Source organism: Streptomyces sp. NPDC046805 (genome assembly GCF_040645355.1).
Classification (GTDB): Bacteria; Actinomycetota; Actinomycetes; order Streptomycetales; family Streptomycetaceae; genus Streptomyces.
In genome coordinates, this window is record NZ_JBEYYC010000001.1 from 165,499 (window position 1) to 182,659 (window position 17,161).

Annotated in this window: 13 protein-coding genes; 12 read left to right on the top strand and 1 reads right to left on the bottom strand. The window is 71.7% G+C overall.

Translation table 11 applies throughout. The features are described from left to right. Nucleotides 1-276: 276 nt before the first annotated feature. The 8 genes from ABZ910_RS00950 to ABZ910_RS00985 all read left to right on the top strand — a co-directional run bounded on the left by ABZ910_RS00950 (nt 277) and on the right by ABZ910_RS00985 (nt 11,324). A complete protein-coding gene (locus tag ABZ910_RS00950; RefSeq protein ID WP_361357126.1) occupies nt 277-2,013 on the top strand; it encodes a hypothetical protein in 1,737 nt (578 codons plus the stop codon). A gap of 158 nt (nt 2,014-2,171) precedes the next feature. Beyond that, nucleotides 2,172-3,014 (top strand): nitrilase-related carbon-nitrogen hydrolase, encoded by an 843-nt coding sequence (locus ABZ910_RS00955; RefSeq protein WP_361357129.1) that lies wholly within the window; start codon nt 2,172-2,174, stop codon nt 3,012-3,014. Further along, nucleotides 3,011-4,294 (top strand): aspartate aminotransferase family protein, encoded by a 1,284-nt coding sequence (locus tag ABZ910_RS00960; protein ID WP_361357132.1) that lies wholly within the window; start codon nt 3,011-3,013, stop codon nt 4,292-4,294. The genes ABZ910_RS00955 and ABZ910_RS00960 overlap by 4 nt, the downstream gene beginning before the upstream one ends. A 127-nt stretch (nt 4,295-4,421) precedes the next feature. Beyond that, on the top strand, nt 4,422-6,005 hold the full coding sequence (locus ABZ910_RS00965; protein WP_361357135.1) for a PucR family transcriptional regulator ligand-binding domain-containing protein: 1,584 nt from the start codon (nt 4,422-4,424) through the stop codon (nt 6,003-6,005). A gap of 155 nt (nt 6,006-6,160) precedes the next feature. Continuing rightward, nucleotides 6,161-7,003, top strand: a complete 843-nt coding sequence (locus ABZ910_RS00970; RefSeq protein WP_361357137.1) for a nitrilase-related carbon-nitrogen hydrolase — start codon at nt 6,161-6,163, stop codon at nt 7,001-7,003. A 133-nt stretch (nt 7,004-7,136) separates the two neighbouring features. Continuing rightward, the gene (hydA, locus tag ABZ910_RS00975; RefSeq protein WP_361357140.1) at nt 7,137-8,537 is read left to right on the top strand and encodes a dihydropyrimidinase; all 1,401 of its coding nucleotides are present in this window, start codon (nt 7,137-7,139) and stop codon (nt 8,535-8,537) included. A gap of 71 nt (nt 8,538-8,608) precedes the next feature. Beyond that, nucleotides 8,609-9,628 (top strand): TIGR03842 family LLM class F420-dependent oxidoreductase, encoded by a 1,020-nt coding sequence (locus tag ABZ910_RS00980; RefSeq protein ID WP_361357143.1) that lies wholly within the window; start codon nt 8,609-8,611, stop codon nt 9,626-9,628. A 157-nt stretch (nt 9,629-9,785) separates the two neighbouring features. After that, a complete protein-coding gene (locus ABZ910_RS00985; RefSeq protein WP_361357146.1) occupies nt 9,786-11,324 on the top strand; it encodes an NCS1 family nucleobase:cation symporter-1 in 1,539 nt (512 codons plus the stop codon). Between the two features lie 105 nt (nt 11,325-11,429). Here the strand turns inward: ABZ910_RS00985 and ABZ910_RS00990 are convergent, their stop codons facing one another. After that, the gene (locus ABZ910_RS00990; protein WP_361357148.1) at nt 11,430-12,098 is read right to left on the bottom strand and encodes a hypothetical protein; all 669 of its coding nucleotides are present in this window, start codon (nt 12,096-12,098) and stop codon (nt 11,430-11,432) included. Between the two features lie 236 nt (nt 12,099-12,334). Between ABZ910_RS00990 and ABZ910_RS00995 the strand changes: the two genes are divergently transcribed. The 4 genes from ABZ910_RS00995 to ABZ910_RS01010 all read left to right on the top strand — a co-directional run bounded on the left by ABZ910_RS00995 (nt 12,335) and on the right by ABZ910_RS01010 (nt 17,128). Continuing rightward, nucleotides 12,335-14,170, top strand: a complete 1,836-nt coding sequence (locus ABZ910_RS00995) for a gamma-glutamyltransferase (RefSeq protein WP_361357151.1) — start codon at nt 12,335-12,337, stop codon at nt 14,168-14,170. Nucleotides 14,171-14,261: 91 nt separating this feature from the next. Then, nucleotides 14,262-15,107, top strand: a complete 846-nt coding sequence (locus tag ABZ910_RS01000) for an inositol monophosphatase family protein (protein WP_361357154.1) — start codon at nt 14,262-14,264, stop codon at nt 15,105-15,107. Between the two features lie 105 nt (nt 15,108-15,212). Next, a complete protein-coding gene (locus ABZ910_RS01005; RefSeq protein WP_361358077.1) occupies nt 15,213-16,622 on the top strand; it encodes an NAD(P)/FAD-dependent oxidoreductase in 1,410 nt (469 codons plus the stop codon). Continuing rightward, nucleotides 16,619-17,128 carry an O-acetyl-ADP-ribose deacetylase gene (locus ABZ910_RS01010; protein ID WP_361357156.1) on the top strand — a complete coding sequence of 170 codons (510 nt, stop codon included), beginning with the start codon at nt 16,619-16,621 and terminating at the stop codon, nt 17,126-17,128. The genes ABZ910_RS01005 and ABZ910_RS01010 overlap by 4 nt, the downstream gene beginning before the upstream one ends. The last annotated feature ends 33 nt before the right edge of the window (nt 17,129-17,161 follow it).

Genomic DNA, 17,161 nt, shown 5'->3' on the forward strand with positions numbered 1-17,161 from the left:
CCTGGCCGTGGCGCGGGGGAAGGCCCCGGCTCGGCCGTCCCTTGTTCAGCCGCGGAACGGATCGCAAGATCGAGACCGGGGGCGCCCACGCAGACCTCTTCACCGTCGCCGCGCCGACCCGTACGCTTCGAGCCGTCGATGGTCGAGCCGGCGGGGGCATTGCGCGCCGGTGGAGGTGTCTGCGGCGGAGATGTGCGCAAGCTCCCCGTAGCCCTCCTGTAACACGGCCGGTGTTTCCTACCGACCGGAGTGTTCCGGTCTGGCGGGAGTTGGGCGATGGCAGCGGATCGATCTCCGGTATCCATAAGGGAGTTCGCGAACTACCTGGACGGTCTTCTGACGCGTGCCGACCAGGGCGGCGGCTGGTGCGCGGTGTTCTGGCAGCGCGATCCGGACGGCATGCAGGCCTGCCTCGACGGGCGCGAACTGCCGCCGTGGGACGTGGTGGAGACGCTCCTGCACGACCTCGGCGCGGCATACGGCCCCGAGACCGCCGGGGCGGAACGGGAACGGGGCCGGCTTCTGCACGCGGCCGCGGTCCGGGCGTCCGATGCCCGCCCGGGCGCCCGCGAGGACCTCGGCGACCGCCTCGACATCATGATCCGCGAACAGCGGTACGCCGCCGAACGCCGGTCGGAACTCAACCGCCGACTCGCCGCCGCGGCCACGCCCCAGGAGTCCGAGACCCTCCGCGTCGACCTGGCCTGGGCCCGCGACGACCAGCAACGGGCATCCGCCCGGTGCGCCGAACTCCGCGCGCGGATGGAGGAGTTGGACCGACACGGCCCCGGCGGTCGCGCCCTGGAGATCCAGCCGATCCCCCGCGGCGCCGAGGGAGGAGTGGCCCGCTTCGCCGACCTCGGTGACCCGTTCCCGGCGGGCTACTCGGAAGGTCTGTCGCCGACGGCCTCCTCGGACATTCCCGAGAGCGGGCCGCTGTCGTACGGCTTACCGGCCACCGCCGCCCACCGCGGCCCGGACGACGCCGTCCCCCTGGCGGAGCCCGACCCTCCTGGCGGCCACGACACGCGGCACATGGCCGGGGAGGCGGCCGAACTCGCCGATTGGCGCCGGGGTCCCGACGGCGACTCCGCGCCGGAGCCCGGGGCACCCGACGGACAGGACGCGCGACGCACGCCCGGCGAAGGGACGACGGAGGCGACGGAGGCGACGGAGGGTCCGGAGGCCGAGGGATGGCGCCCGGGCCCCGACGACGCTTCCCCGGCGGAGCCCGCGGTGTCCGGCGTGTACGACGTGTGGCGGACGGCCGACGAAGAGGCGGCGGAGGCCGACGGATGGCCCCCGGGGCCCGGCGGCGACCCCTACGCGGCACAGCCCGCGGCCCCCGGCGGCCGTCGGGGACCGTACGACGGCGGCTCTCCGGCACAGTCCGGGGCGCCCAGCGGGCGCGACGCACGCCCCATTCCCGATGACGCCTCCCCCGCATCCCCTGCTCAACCCCCATCGCACTCGGGAGCAGGGGGCACGGCGGCTCGGGTCGTGGGCGGAGCCGTCGGGGCGTTGGAGCGGCTGCGGCGGGAGGGGCGCAGTGGCGAGGCGCATGCCCTGCTCGTCGAGGCCGCGCACTGGCCCGCCGAACGCCTTCCGCTGCTCGCCGCCGAACTGCAGCGCGCCGGGCTCGGTGCCGACTGGGCGACCCTGCTGTGGGAGGCGGCCTCGCTGTCCGCCGACCGTCTGGTGGCCGCGGCCGCCGCGCTGGACGCGGCGGGGCGGGCGGCCGACGGGCAGCAGATCCTGCGCCAGGGTGTGGTGCGGCCCGCCGCCGAGATCGGCGACGCCGTGCTCGGGCTCGACGACGAGGGGCAGCGGCGCGAGGTACGGGCCCTGCTCGACGCGTACGTCCGTATGCGCACCCCCCAGGAGGCGGCCCGCAGCGTCGCCGCCGACCCGAAGCGCCTCGTCCCCCTGCTCCTGGAGGCCGCGCAGGGCGTCTCGGACGAGCGACGATGGGACCTGGTGCACGCCCTCCGCGTGGCCGGATTCACCGTCTGACCGGCACCGCGACTCACCCACAGGAGTGCCAATCATGATCGACTCTGCGGGTTCACGACGATGGTCTTGGCAAGGACTGCCACGAGGCTTACGTTCGTCCCTCTACCGCCTGCGTCTACGGGCGTAGAGGCTCTGACGTCCCGTCGAAGGAGCAGCTCATGGCCAACGTCGTACGTGCCGCTCTGGTCCAGGCCACCTGGACCGGCGACACCGAGTCCATGGTGGCGAAACACGAGGAGCACGCCCGCGAGGCGGCCCGCCAGGGCGCGAAGATCATCGGCTTCCAGGAAGTCTTCAACGCCCCCTACTTCTGCCAGGTCCAGGAGCCGGAACACTACCGCTGGGCCGAGCCGGTGCCGGACGGACCGACCGTGCGCCGGATGCAGAACCTCGCGCGCGAGACCGGCTTGGTGATCGTCGTCCCGGTCTTCGAGGTGGAGCAGTCCGGCTTCTACTACAACACCGCGGCCGTCATCGACGCCGACGGCACCTTTCTCGGCAAGTACCGCAAGCACCACATCCCGCAGGTCAAGGGCTTCTGGGAGAAGTACTACTTCAAGCCCGGCAACGCCGGCTGGCCCGTCTTCGACACCGCCGTCGGCAAGGTGGGTGTCTACATCTGCTACGACCGGCACTTCCCGGAAGGGTGGCGGCAACTCGGTCTCAACGGTGCCCAGTTGGTGTTCAACCCGTCCGCCACCTCGCGCGGTCTGTCCGCCTACCTGTGGCAGCTGGAGCAGCCCGCCGCGGCCGTCGCCAACGAGTACTTCGTCGCCGCCATCAACCGCGTCGGCCGGGAGGAGTACGGCGACAACGACTTCTACGGCACGAGCTACTTCGTCGACCCGCGCGGACAGTTCGTCGGCGACGTCGCCAGCGACAAGGTCGAGGAACTCGTCGTCCGCGACCTCGACTTCGACCTGATCGACGAGGTGCGGCAGCAGTGGGCCTTCTACCGCGACCGCCGCCCCGACGCCTACGAAGGGCTGGTGCAGCCGTGAACGACCTCTACGCCCGCCACCGCGGCGTCCTGCCCGACTGGCTCGCCCTCTACTACGAGGACCCGCTCGAGATCACCCACGGCGAGGGCCGCCATGTCTGGGACGTGCACGGCAACCGCTACCTCGACTTCTTCGGCGGCATCCTCACCACCATGACCGCGCACGCGCTGCCGGAGGTCACCAAGGCGGTGGGCGAGCAGGCGGGGCGGATCATCCACTCGTCCACCCTGTACCTCAACCGCCCGATGGTGGAACTCGCCGAGCGCATCGCCCAGTTGAGCGGCATCCCGGACGCCCGCGTCTTCTTCACCACCTCCGGCACCGAGGCCAACGACACCGCCCTGCTGCTCGCGACCACCTACCGGCGCAGCAACACGATCCTGGCGATGCGCAACAGCTACCACGGCCGCTCCTTCAGCGCGGTCGGCATCACCGGCAACCGCGGCTGGTCCCCGACCTCCCTGTCCCCGCTGCAGACGCTGTACGTCCACGGAGGCGTCCGCACGCGCGGACCGTACGCCGAGCTGAGCGACGCCGCGTTCATCGCGGCCTGTGTCGAGGACCTGAGGGACCTCCTCGGCCAGACCCGTCCGCCCGCGGCCCTGATCGCCGAGCCGATCCAGGGCGTCGGCGGCTTCACCTCACCGCCCGACGGCCTGTACGCGGCCTTCCGCGAGGTGCTCGACGAGCACGGCATCCTGTGGATCACCGACGAGGTGCAGACCGGCTGGGGCCGCACCGGCGAGCACTTCTGGGGCTGGCAGGCACACGGGCGCAGCGGTCCGCCGGACATCCTCACCTTCGCCAAGGGCATCGGCAACGGCATGTCCATCGGCGGTGTGGTCGCCCGCGCCGACATCATGAACTGCCTGGACGCCAACAGTATTTCGACGTTCGGCGGCACCCAGATCACCATGGCGGCGGGCCTGGCGAACCTGACGTACCTGCTGGAACGCGACCTCCAGGGCAACGCCCGGCGCGTCGGCGGGCTCCTCATCGAGCGGCTGCGGGCCGTCGCCGCACAGCTGCCAGGCGTACGGGAGGTGCGCGGGCGCGGGCTGATGATCGGCGTCGAGCTGGTGAAACCGGGCACCGACGAGGCCGATCCGCAGGCGGCCTCCGCCGTGCTGGAGGCGGCCCGCGAGGGCGGGTTGCTCGTCGGCAAGGGCGGCGGCCACAACACCAGCGCGCTGCGCGTCGCACCGCCGCTCTCGCTCACCGTCACGGAGGCCGAGGAGGGCGCCGCGATCCTCGAACGGGCCCTGAGAAGCGTGCAGTAGCGACACTTGCGTCGTAGTGACACGCGCTGTACGGGCGTGCGTCGTAGCGACGACTCCGGCCGAACCCGAGCAGCACGGCAGCAGCCCCGAGCGCCCGTCGAGCACCACCGAGCAAGGGAACACCGCCATGACCACGACCTCGGAACCCCCGACCTTCCACCGGCCCCCGGCACCCGCCCTGTCGGTCCGCCAGGTCCTCGGTCTGGAACGCGTGCTCGCCGGGGAGCCCGAGGTGGTGGCGGGCTCCGGCCAGCTCGACCGGCCGGTGCGCTGGGTGCACGTCGCCGAGGCGGCCGACGTCGGGGTGATGCTCACCGGCGGCGAGATGGTGCTCACCACCGGGGTGCTGCTCGCAGGCGACGAGGACAAGCAGGCCGAGTACATCCGTTCCCTGCACCGGGCGGAGGCCGCGGCCGTCGTGCTGGGCCTGGGGCGGGCATTCCCGTCCCCGCCGGACGTCATGCGGCGGGCCGCCGAGCGGTGCGGGCTGCCCATGGTCGTCCTCCACCGCCCCTTTCCCTTCGCGGAGTTGACGGAAGAGGTCCAATCGCGGTTGGTACGGCGGAAGTTCGCCGCCGTCAGCCTCTCGGAGGCCGTACGGACCGCGCTCACGGCGCTCATCACCGCGGGTGCGCCGCTGCAGCGGCTGCTCGACGAGGTCGCCTCGCACAGCGCCTGCCCGGTCGTCGTCACCAACCTCGCCCACCGGGTCCTGGCCACGGCGGGGGAGCGGTCGGCGGTGGACGACGTGCTGCGCGACTGGGAGCGCATCGCCCGGCAGGCCGGCGGCAGCGAGGGCGACGGCTGGATCCGGGCCGAACTCGGCGGGTGCGGCGAGCGCTGGGGGCAGCTCGTGCTGTGCGGGTACCGGGGCGACACGGCCGACGGACGCCTGCTCGCCGACCGGGCCGCCGAGGCCCTCGTCCTGCACCGCATGCTCGCCGGCAACTCCGCCCCCACCTGGGAGGAGCAGTCCGCGCAGAGCCTGCTGACCGACCTGGTCTCCGGCGTCGTACCGGCCAGGCAACTGCTGCCGCGGGCGCGGGCGGCCGGGCTGCCGGTCAACCGGCGGACGTTCGTGCCGCTGGTCGTACGGGACGGGGAACCGGCCCGACTGGAGCGCGTGCTGCGGATGCTGGGCCTGCCCGGAATCGTCGCCGAACTCGCCGACGGCGCCGCCGCCGTCCTGCTGAGCCTCGCCCGCGACCAGGACCCGCAGGCGCTGGCGGCGCACTTCGCGGCCCGGCTGCGGACGGAGACGGGCTCGCCGAAGACGATCGTCGCCGCGGCCGGTTCGCTGACCGCCTGGGACGAGGTGCCCGCCGGACTGCGCGAGGCCCGGCACGTCGCGGACGCCGTGGCCGACTCCTCGCGCGCGCGGGAGCTCCCGGCCGTCGTACGCCTCGCGGACGTCCATCTGCGCGGCCTGATCCGGCTGTTGCGTGACGACCCGCATGTGCAGTCCTTCGCGGAGCGGGAGCTGGACGGTCTGCTGTGCGGGCCCGACGAGGACCTGCTGCCGGTCCTGCGCACCTACCTCGCCACCGGCCGCAACAAGTCCCGGACCGCCCAGCTGCACCACGTCTCCCGGCCCGCGCTCTACCGGCGCCTGGAGGCGATACAGGGGCGGCTGGGCGTCGACCTGGACGACTTCGAGCAGGCGGCGTCGGTGCACATCGCACTCCTCGCGCACGATGCGCAACAGGGGTGAAACATGCGACGAGCTGGGAAAACGGCGGTGAAACATGGGCCCGTGCGAGCGTGACACGGTGGCACGCCGTGCTGCCCCAGACGTGACACGCTGCCACTCAAAGCCGACCGTCGGACTTCCTAGGCTCCCAGGACACCGAGCGACCGGAGGTCCCGATGAGCAGAGTGATCCGTGCCGCCCTCTTCCAGACCGCCTGGACCGGCGACAAGGAGTCGATGATCCAGGTACACGAGCGGGCGGCCCGCGACGCGGCCGCGCAGGGTGCTCAAGTCCTGTGCTTCCAGGAGCTGTTCTACGGACCGTACTTCTGCCAGGTCCAGGACAAGGCGTTCTACGAGTACGCCGAGCAGATCCCCGAGGGGCCGATCGTGCGCCGCTTCCAGGCGCTCGCCAAGGAGCTGGGCATCGTCCTCGTCCTGCCGATGTACGAGGAGGAGCAGCCGGGCGTCCTCTACAACACCGCGGCCGTGATCGACGCGGACGGCTCGTATCTCGGCAAGTACCGCAAGACCCACATCCCGCAGGTCGCCGGCTTCTGGGAGAAGTTCTACTTCCGTCCCGGGAACGGCGGTTGGCCGGTCTTCGACACGGCCGTCGGGAAGATCGGCGTGTACATCTGCTACGACCGGCACTTCCCGGAGGGCTGGCGCGCGCTGGGGCTCGGCGGCGCCGAGATCGTCTTCAACCCGTCGGCCACCTCGCGCGGCCTGTCCTCCTACCTGTGGCAGCTGGAGCAGCCGGCGGCGGCCGTGGCCAACGAGTACTTCGTGGGCGCGATCAACCGGGTCGGCGTCGAGGAGTACGGCGACAACGACTTCTACGGCACGACCTACTTCGTCGATCCGGAGGCCCAGTTCGTCGGCGAGGTGGCGAGCGACAAGGAGACCGAACTCGTCGTCCGCGACCTGGACATGGCCAAGCTGCGCGAGGTCCGCGACCGCTGGCAGTTCTACCGCGACCGCGCGCCGGGCACGTACGCCCCGCTGACCGCACCCTGACCGACGCCCCGTACTCCCGCGGGTCCGGGCCACGGGGACGGACCCGCGGGGTGCCTCAGCCCTACCAGTGCCAAGTCCCCTGCATGAACAACGAGTTCACCGCAGCGCACGCATGACCGGAAGGAGAGGGAGCATGAGCCGTACCGTCATCCGTGGCGGCCTCGTCATCACCGCGTCCGACGAGATCCACGCCGACGTCCTGATCGAGGACGGACGTGTCGCCGCCCTCGCCGCCTCGGGCACCCCGGCCGCCGAGGCCTTCACCGCCGACCGGGTCATCGACGCCTCCGGCAGGTACGTGATCCCGGGCGGGGTCGACGCCCACACCCACATGGAGCTGCCGTTCGGCGGCACCTTCGCCTCCGACACCTTCGAGACCGGCACCCGGGCCGCAGCCTGGGGCGGCACGACCACGATCATCGACTTCGCCGTCCAGAGCGTCGGCCACACCCTGCGCGAGGGCCTGGACGCCTGGCACGCCAAGGCCGAGGGCAACTGCGCGATCGACTACGGCTTCCACATGATCGTCTCCGACGTCAATGAGGAGACGCTCAAGGAGATGGACCTGCTGGTGGAGGAGGGCGTCACCTCCTTCAAGCAGTTCATGGCCTACCCCGGCGTCTTCTACTCCGACGACGGCCAGATCCTGCGCGCCATGCAGCGCTCCGCCGAGAACGGCGGCCTGATCATGATGCACGCCGAGAACGGCATCGCCATCGACGTCCTGGTGGAGCAGGCCCTGGCCCGCGGCGAGACCGACCCCCGCTACCACGGCGAGGTCCGCAAGGCCCTCCTGGAGGCCGAGGCCACCCACCGCGCCATCAAGCTCGCGCAGGTCGCAGGCGCCCCGCTGTACGTCGTGCACGTCTCGGCGACGGAGGCGGTCGCGGAGCTGACCCGGGCGCGCGACGAGGGGCTGAACGTCTTCGGCGAGACCTGCCCGCAGTACCTCTTCCTGTCCACCGACAACCTCGCCGAGCCCGACTTCGAGGGCTCGAAGTACGTGTGCAGCACGCCCCTTCGCCCCAAGGAGCACCAGGCGGCGCTGTGGCGGGGCCTGCGCACCAACGACCTCCAGGTCGTGTCGACGGACCACTGCCCCTTCTGCTTCGAGGGCCAGAAGGAGCTCGGCCGCGGCGACTTCTCCAAGATCCCCAACGGCCTTCCGGGCGTCGAGAACCGCATGGACCTGCTCCACCAGGCCGTCGTCGACGGGCACATCTCCCGCCGCCGCTGGATCGAGATCGCCTGCGCCACCCCGGCGCGCATGTTCGGCCTGTACCCGACGAAGGGCACCATCGCCCCGGGCGCCGACGCGGACATCGTCATCTACGACCCGAACGCCGAGCAGGTCATGTCGGTCGAGACGCACCACATGAACGTCGACTACTCGGCGTACGAGGGCAAGCGCGTCACCGGCCGGGTGGAGACCGTGCTGTCGCGCGGCGAACCGGTCATCACGGAGCGGGAGTTCACCGGCCGAGCGGGCCACGGGGCCTACACGCCCCGCTCCACCTGCCAGTACCTCCTCTGACCTCTCCGCGTTCTCTCCGACCGCTGTCTCCGACCATCCCCGAGCTTCTCCGACCGACCAGGAGTGGTGCCATGGACTTCGGACTCGTCCTGCAGACCGACCCCCCGGCCTCCCGCGTCATCAGCCTGATGAAGCGGGCCGAGCGTAACGGCTTCACGTACGGCTGGACCTTCGACTCCGCCGTGCTCTGGCAGGAGCCCTTCGTGATCTACAGCCAGATCCTGGCCAACACGTCGAAGCTGAAGGTCGGCCCGATGGTCACCAACCCGGGCACCCGCACCTGGGAGGTTACCGCCTCCACCTTCGCCACGCTCAACGACATGTTCGGCAACCGCACCGTCTGCGGCATCGGCCGCGGCGACTCGGCGATGCGCGTCGCGGGCCGCAAGCCCAACACGCTGGCCCGGATCAGCGAGGCCATGAAGGTCATCCGGGCGCTGGGCCGGGGGGAGGAGGCCGACCTCGGCGGCACGGTCGTCAGGTTCCCGTGGACCAAGCCGGGCGCCGAACTCCCGGTGTGGATGGCGGCGTACGGCCCCAAGGCCCTGAAGATGACCGGCGAGGAGGCCGACGGCTTCATTCTCCAGCTGGCGGACCCCTACCTCACCGCGTACATGGTCAAGGCGGTACGGGACGCGGCCGCGGCCGCGGGCCGTGACCCCGCCGAGGTGACGATCTGTGTCGCCGCGCCGGCGTACGTCACCGAGGACGACTCGCCCGAGGCGCTCGCCCACGCGCGCGACCAGTGCCGCTGGTTCGGCGGCATGGTCGGCAACCACGTCGCCGACCTGGTCGCCAAGTACGGGGAGCACTCGGTCGCCGTACCCGACGAACTCACCGACTACATCAAGGCACGCGAGGGTTACGACTACTCCCACCACGGGCGCAGCGGCAACCCGGACACCGAGTTCGTCCCGGACGAGATCGTGGACCGCTTCTGCCTCATCGGCCCGGCCGAGCGGCACATCGAGAAACTGAACGCCCTGCGCGAGCTGGGCGTCGACCAGTTCGCGGTCTACGACATGCACGACGCCCAGGAGGCGACGATCGACGCCTACGGCACGAAGGTGATCCCGGCCGTCAACAGCTGACCGCCTTCTGTACCTTGATCGCCACCTTCCCCTCGTCCCGGGGGGGAAGGAGGCCCAGGACGCTCCCCGCTGCTCCCTGTTCCTCCGCCAGGGGCGCACCCCCCATCGGCGCCACCCGCACGGCCTCTCCCGTCCCACCTCATCCGATTGGCCTGCCATGACCGACACCGCTCCCACGGCCATACCGCCGAGTTCCCAAGTCACCCTCGCCGACGGCCGGGTGGAGATCGCCCCTGGCACCCCGCAGCCCAGCGGCCCGTACGCCAACCAGGACCTGCTCCCGGTCCCGGTCGAGAAGCGCACCTGGACGACGTACAACTTCTCCGCGCTGTGGGTCGGCATGGCCCACAACACCGCCTCCTGGACCCTCGCCTCGGGTCTGATCGCCGTGGGCATGGACTGGAAGCAGGCGGTGTTCACCATCGCCCTGGCCAACCTGGTCGTGCTCGTCCCGATGCTGCTCACCGGGCACGCGGGACCCAAGTACGGCATCCCGTTCCCGGTCTTCGCTCGCGCGTCCTTCGGCGTGCGCGGCGCCAACCTGCCCGCCGTCGTACGGGCGTTGGTGGCGTGCGGCTGGTTCGGCATCCAGACCTGGATCGGCGGCGAGGCGATCTTCTTCCTCGCCGGGAAGCTGATCGGGGGCAGCTGGTCGAACGCGTCCCATGTCGGCGGCTACGCCTGGACGATGTGGCTGTCGTTCGCGATCTTCTGGGCGATCCAGGTCGCCATCATCTACCGGGGCATGGAGACGATCCGTCGCTTCGAGAACTGGGCGGCGCCCTTCGTGCTCGTCGGCGCGTTCGTGATGCTGTGGTGGATGAGCAGCAAGGCCGGCGGCTTCGGCCCGCTGTTCGGCCAGCCCTCCAAGCTCGGCTGGGGCGAGTCCTTCTGGAAGCTGTTCTGGCCCTCGCTCATGGGCATGATCGGCTTCTGGTCTACCCTGTCGCTGAACATCCCGGACTTCACCCGCTACGGCAGGAGCCAGAAGGCCCAGACCTGGGGCCAGTCCCTCGGCCTGCCGACGACCATGACCCTGTTCGCCTTCCTGTCCGTGCTGGTCACGTCCGGGTCGCAGGCGGTGTACGGCCAGCCGATCTGGGACCCGGTGCAGCTGGCGGCCCGGACGGACAACGTGGTCGGACTGCTGTACGCCCTGGTGACCGTCCTCGTGGCGACGCTGTCGGTGAACATCGCGGCCAACCTGGTCTCGCCGTCCTTCGACTTCTCCAACATCGCGCCCCGGAAGGTGAGTTTCCGCACCGGAGCCCTTATCACCTGTGTGCTCGGCGTCCTGATCTTCCCGTGGAAGCTGTACGCCGACCCGCAGGGCTACATCTTCACCTGGCTCGGCCTGGTCGGCGGCCTGCTCGGCACGGTCGCGGGCATCCTCATCGCCGACTACTGGTTCCTGCGCCGCACCCGCCTCGACCTGACCGACCTGTACCGCACGGGCGGCCGCTACTGGTACGCGGGCGGCTGGAACTGGCGGGCGGTCGTGGCCTTCGTCGTGGGCGGCGTGCTGGCCGTGGGCGGCGCCAGCTTCCGGCCGCTGGTCGACGGCAGGCCCGTTCCGGCGCTGGCGCCGCTGGCCGACTACGGGTGGGCCGTGGGGCTCGGGACCTCGCTGGTGCTGTACCTGGTGCTGATGGCGGCGACGGGCGCGGCGCGGGCAGGCAGCCGCGCGGCGTCCTGATCGGCGTAGAGCTGGTCGGCGGTGGGGCCGTGTCGGTTGCCGTACTCGGCCCCGTTCCGCTCCTCCACTCGCACGGGGACGCCCCGCCGGTGCGGCGAGGGCCGGTCAGCCGTTCTTCGGGCCGCTCTCGAGCTTGGCCACCGCGTCCTTGGCGGCCTTGATGGCGCCCTTGTTGATCTCGTCCGTGTCCGGCGCCTTCTTCGTCTCGAAGTTGCTGCCGTTGTACGTGACGATCACCAGCACGTTGGCGTCCTGGATCAGCACCATGCCCTCACGGGTCTGCTGCTTGTCCTCGGTGGTGAGGTTCACGACCGAGTAGCCGCTGGTGCCGACGCCCGGAACGCTCCCTCCGCCGCTTTTCTCCGTGATGCGCTTCTTGTATTCCTTCTGTGCCGCCTGGTTCGAGTCCGTGATCTCGAAGGAGACGTCGAGCCAGCGGTAGTCGTAGCCGTCGAGCGCGTTCCAGGAGCAGGTGCGGCGCCGCTTCGTGTCCGTCGAGGGGATCTCCTTGCCGGCCGTCTTGGCGCCCGGCACAAGGGACTTGACGGTCGCCACGTTGATGCTGCCGCACGGGGCGGGCGGGCTCGCGTACGTCTTCGCCGCGGCCGACGCCGACGGGACGGAGGCCGGCTGGCCGGCCGACGCCTCGCTCGGCTGTTGCTCGGCGGCGGACGTTGCGGCCGGACCGGACGTCAGCACCCAGCCGGCTGTGGCCAGCACGGCCACCGGCGACAGACGCGCGGTGAGAGCGAGCGGCAGAGGAAGATCACGCACGGCACTTCTCGTCAGGGTCGGCGGAGGAGGTCCGCACTGAGGGCGGGACGCCAGTGTCACATGACTCCCTGTGGGGCGGAAGTGCCAACCCGGCGTGGACCTGTGTGATGACGGTGGAGTGTTGTTGAAGAACTGTGCGCGTCAGGGCCGGCTCATGGCAGGGCAACGGCCCCGATGGTGGGTACAGGTAGTCAGTGTCCGCACGTACCTCACCTCTCCGAAGGACGGAAAACCGCATGTTCACCACCCGCCCCACACTCCAGGGCACCTTCGGCATGGTGTCCTCCACGCACTGGCTGGCCTCGCAGTCGGCGATGGCCGTGCTGGAGGACGGCGGCAACGCCTACGACGCCGCCGTGGCGGGCGCGTTCGTGCTGCACGTCGTCGAGCCGCACCTCAACGGGCCCGCCGGCGAGGTGCCGATCCTCCTCGCCCCGGTGGGCGGCGAGGTGCGCGTGCTGTGCGGGCAGGGCATGGCACCGGCGGGCGCGACGGTCGCCCACTACCGGGGGCTCGGCCTGGATCTCGTGCCCGGCACCGGTCCGCTCGCCGCCGCCGTCCCCGGCGCCTTCGACGCGTGGCTGCTGCTCCTGCGCGACTACGGCACGAAGTCGCTCGCCGACGTGCTGAAGTACGCCATCGGGTACGCCGAGCACGGGCACGCGCCCGTGGAGAACGTCGGCGCGACCGTCGAGAGCGTGCGGGAGCTGTTCGAGACCGAGTGGACCTCGTCGGCGGAGGTGTACCTGCCGGACGGAGAGGCGCCCAGGCCCGGCCGGCTGCTGCGCAACCCCGCCCTCGCCGCCACCTGGAAGCGGCTGCTCGCCGAGACCGAGGGCGCGGGGGACCGGGAGGCGCGGATCGAGGCCGCCAGGGAGGTGTGGCGCTCCGGATTCATCGCCGAGGCGCTCGTACGGCAGGCCCGGCAGCCCACCATGGACACCAGCGGCGAGCGGCACAGCGGCACGCTCGGCGCCGCCGACCTGGCCGGCTGGTCCGCGACCTACGAGACCCCCGCGACGTACGACTGGAACGGCTGGACCGTGTGCAAGGCGGGCCCCTGGAGCCAGGGCCCGGCGTTCCTCCAGCAGCTGGCCCTGCTCCCGCCCGAGCTGCCCGCGTACGGCTCCGCCGACTACGTGCATCTGCTGATCGAGGGCTGCAAGCTCGCCATGGCCGACCGCGAGGCCTGGTACGGGGACGCGGCCGAGGTGCCCCTCGCCGACCTGCTCTCGGAGTCGTACAACGCCGGGAGGCGGGCGCTTGTCGGCGCCAAGGCCTCGTACGAGCTGCGTCCCGGCAGCCCCGGTGGTCGCACTCCGCGACTGCCCGAGCATGCGCGCGTGGTGGCGGACGGAGACTCGGGCTGCAACCCGGCGGGCAGCGACGGCTTCAACCCGATGGGCGTCGGCGAGCCGACCGTGGCGAGGCTTCCCGGAGAGCCCCCGGTGGCCGCCGACGGAAGCACCCGCGGCGACACCTGCCACCTCGACGTCGTCGACCGCTGGGGCAACATGATCGCGGCCACGCCCAGCGGCGGCTGGCTCCAGTCCAACCCGGTCGTGCCCGAACTCGGCTTCCCGCTCGGCACACGGCTGCAGATGACGTGGCTGGAGGAGGGCCTGCCGAACTCCCTCACCCCCGGGCGCCGCCCCCGCACCACCCTCACGCCGTCGATCGCGCTGCGGGACGGCACACCCGTCATGGCGTTCGGCACACCCGGCGGCGACCAGCAGGACCAGTGGCAGACGCACTTCTTCCTCGCCGTCGCCCTGCGCGGCCCGGTCCGCGGCGGACTCGACCTCCAGGGCGCGATCGACGCCCCGAACTGGCACAACGACAGCTTCCCCAGCTCCTTCTACCCGCGCGGCCGGCATCCCGGCAGCGTCACCGTGGAGTCGCGCATGGACCCGGAGGTCGTCGAGGAGCTCCGCCGCCGCGGCCACGACGTCACGGTCGCCCACGGCTGGTCCGAGGGGCGCCTGTGCGCGGTGGCCCGGGACCCGGAGACCGGCGTCCTGTCCGCGGCCGCGAATCCGCGCGGGATGCAGGGGTACGCCGTGGGGCGCTGAGCGGTCGCCCGAATCCCGTTCTTCATCCCGATTCCATGTGCCGTTCACCGGCTGGGTGGGGATTGTCAGTGGCGCGTGCTCTTATGGAGGCATGATCGAGGAAATGGAAACCATCGAGGAGTTTCTCGCCCAGCACTCGGCCGATGTGGAGGAGGCGGTCCGCAAGGCCGCCGCGGCCGAGATCATGCCCCGCTTCCGCAGCCTCGCCGCACACGAGGTGGACCAGAAGAGCGGCCCGCACGACCTGGTGACCGACGCCGACCGCCTGGCGGAGCAGTACCTCACCGAGACGCTCGGCGACCTGCTGCCCGGCTCCGTCGTGGTCGGCGAGGAGGCGGTGCACGCCAACCCCGCGACGTACGACGCGATTCGGGGCGACGCGCCGGTGTGGATCGTCGATCCGGTCGACGGCACACGGCAGTTCGTGCACGGCGACCCCGGCTTCTGCACGCTGGTCACGCTCGCCCACCGGGGCGTCCCGCTCGCCTCCTGGACGTACGCGCCGGTGCCCGACCAGTTCGCCACGGCCGTGCGGGGCCAGGGCGCGTACCTCAACGGCGAGCGGCTCACCGCGGGTTCGCCCGCGCCCGGCGCGGACCTGCGCATCGCCCACTCCCACCCGGACTACACGACGGACGAGCAGAAGCGCGCGCTGCTCGGCCTGCGGACCGAAAGCGTCGCCCCACGCCCCTGCGGCTCCGCCGGTCTGGAGTATCTCGCCATCGCCCGCGGCGAGTTGGACGCCACCGCGTTCTCCTGGGAGGCCGCCTGGGACCATGCCGCGGGCATACTCCTGGTCGAGGAGGCGGGCGGCGCCCACCGCACGCTCACGGGCGAGCCGTTCCGCATCACCGGCGGCAACGCCCTTCCGTTCACGGCGGCGCGGGACGAGGAGACCGCCCGACGGGTGGTGGAGCTGCTGAACAAGGCGGCCTGACCGGGCGCGGATCGGGTCCGACCCGAGCCGGGGCGCCGTCGGTGCCCCGGCATATGCTGCTTCCGAGTGGCCATCGGCTGACGAAGGAGTCCTGAGGTGCCGTCGATGCTCGATGCGGTCGTGGTGGGAGCAGGGCCGAACGGACTGACCGCTGCCGTGGAGCTGGCCCGCCGCGGCTTCTCCGTCGCCCTCTTCGAAGCCCGCGACACGGTGGGCGGGGGAGCCCGCACCGAAGAGCTCACCCTTCCCGGCTTCCGCCACGACCCCTGCTCCGCGGCCCACCCCCTCGGCGTCAACTCGCCCGCGTTCCGCGCGATGCCCCTGGAGCGGTACGGCCTGGAGTGGCTGCACGCCGACCTGCCCATGGCGCACCCGTTCCCGGACGGAACGGCCGCCGTGCTGGCCCGGTCCGTCGCCGAGACGGCCGCGTCGTTCGGGCCGCGCGACGCGGGGACGTACCGCAGGCTCGTCGAGCCGTTCCTCGCGCACTGGGACACCCTGGCCCGCGACTTCATGTCCCTGCCGGCCACCGCGCTGCCCCGCGACCCGGGCACCCTCGCCCGGTTCGGTCTGACCGGACTGCAGCCGTCCACCTGGCTGATGCGCCGCTTCCATGACGACCGGGCCCGCACGCTCTTCGCCGGCCTCGTGGCCCATGTCATGGCCCCGCTCAGCGGCATCGCCACCAGCGCGATCGGCCTGGTCTTCGCCCTCGCCGCGCACGCCCGCGGCTGGCCCGTGGCCCGCGGCGGCTCCCAGTCGATCTCCGACGCCCTCGCCGCCTACCTCGAGGACCTCGGCGGCACCGTGCACACCGACTACGAGGTCAAGCGCCTGGACGACCTGCCGCCCGCGCGCGCGTACGTCTTCGACACCTCGCCCACCGCCCTGGCCCGCATCGCCGGCCTCGGCAACTACTACGAGAACTACCGCTACGGACCCGGTGTCTTCAAGATCGACTACGCCCTCGACGGCCCGGTGCCCTGGACGGCGCCGGAGGCGCGCATCGCCGGGACCGTCCAGATCGGCGCGGACAGCGCGGAGATCGGCGCGGCCCTGCGCGCGGCGTCCCGCAAGGGCCGGGCGCCCGAGCCGCCGTTCCTCATCACCGTGCAGCCCAGCGTCGCCGACCCCACCCGGGCCCCCGAGGGCAAGCAGGTCTTCTGGGCGTACGCCCACGTTCCCAACGGCTGGACGGGCGACTTCACGGACGTCATGGAGCGCCAGCTGGAGCGCTTCGCCCCTGGATTCCGCGACCGCGTCCTCGCCCGCGCCACGGCAGGCCCGCCCGAACTCGCCGCACGCAACGCCAACTACGTCGGCGGCGACATCGGCACCGGCGCGGTCTCCGGGCTCCAGACCCTGCTGCGCCCCAAGCTGTCCCTGTTCCCGTACGGCACGCCGCATCCCGCGGTCTTCATCTGCTCGTCGGCCACGCCGCCGGGCCCCGGCGTGCACGGCATGTCGGGGCACAACGCGGCGAAGGCCGTATGGAGGAGGCTGAGACAGGCATGACCACCATCACGCTCGTCCAGGGGGACATCACCCGGCAGTCGGTCGACGCGATCGTCAACGCGGCCAACTCCTCCCTCCTCGGTGGCGGAGGTGTGGACGGCGCGATCCACCGGCGCGGCGGCCCGGCGATCCTGGAGGACTGCCAAAAGCTCCGCGACTCGCGCTACGGCAAGGGCCTGCCCACCGGCCAGGCGGTCGCCACGACGGCCGGCGAACTGGACGCCGACTGGGTGATCCACACGGTCGGCCCGGTCTGGTCGTCCGCCGACGACCGCTCGGCGCAGCTGGCGTCCTGCTACCGGGAGGCGCTCCGCGTGGCCGACGAGCTGGGTGCCCGGACGGTGGCGTTCCCGGCGATCTCCAGTGGCGTGTACGGGTGGCCGATGGAGGACGCGGCCCGCATCGCGGTCGAGACGGTGCGCGACACTCCGACCGCGGTCGAAGAGGTGCGGTTCGTCCTCTTCGACGAGGCGGCGTACGGAGCGTTCGCCCGGCAGGTCGGCTGACAGGGACCGCTGGCCAAGGCCGCTGACGGCCGT

Excerpts from the sequence above, each read along its gene's own strand:
- ABZ910_RS00980 (WP_361357143.1), top strand. The coding sequence starts at position 8,609 with ATGGACTTCGGACTCGTCCTGCAGACCGACCCCCCGGCCTCCCGCGTC.
- ABZ910_RS00965 (WP_361357135.1), top strand. The coding sequence starts at position 4,422 with ATGACCACGACCTCGGAACCCCCGACCTTCCACCGGCCCCCGGCACCC.
- ABZ910_RS01005 (WP_361358077.1), top strand. The coding sequence starts at position 15,213 with ATGCTCGATGCGGTCGTGGTGGGAGCAGGGCCGAACGGACTGACCGCT.
- ABZ910_RS00955 (WP_361357129.1), top strand. The coding sequence starts at position 2,172 with ATGGCCAACGTCGTACGTGCCGCTCTGGTCCAGGCCACCTGGACCGGC.
- ABZ910_RS00950 (WP_361357126.1), top strand. The coding sequence starts at position 277 with ATGGCAGCGGATCGATCTCCGGTATCCATAAGGGAGTTCGCGAACTAC.
- ABZ910_RS01010 (WP_361357156.1), top strand. The coding sequence starts at position 16,619 with ATGACCACCATCACGCTCGTCCAGGGGGACATCACCCGGCAGTCGGTC.
- hydA (WP_361357140.1), top strand. The coding sequence starts at position 7,137 with ATGAGCCGTACCGTCATCCGTGGCGGCCTCGTCATCACCGCGTCCGAC.
- ABZ910_RS00985 (WP_361357146.1), top strand. The coding sequence starts at position 9,786 with ATGACCGACACCGCTCCCACGGCCATACCGCCGAGTTCCCAAGTCACC.
- ABZ910_RS00995 (WP_361357151.1), top strand. The coding sequence starts at position 12,335 with ATGTTCACCACCCGCCCCACACTCCAGGGCACCTTCGGCATGGTGTCC.
- ABZ910_RS00970 (WP_361357137.1), top strand. The coding sequence starts at position 6,161 with ATGAGCAGAGTGATCCGTGCCGCCCTCTTCCAGACCGCCTGGACCGGC.
- ABZ910_RS01000 (WP_361357154.1), top strand. The coding sequence starts at position 14,262 with ATGATCGAGGAAATGGAAACCATCGAGGAGTTTCTCGCCCAGCACTCG.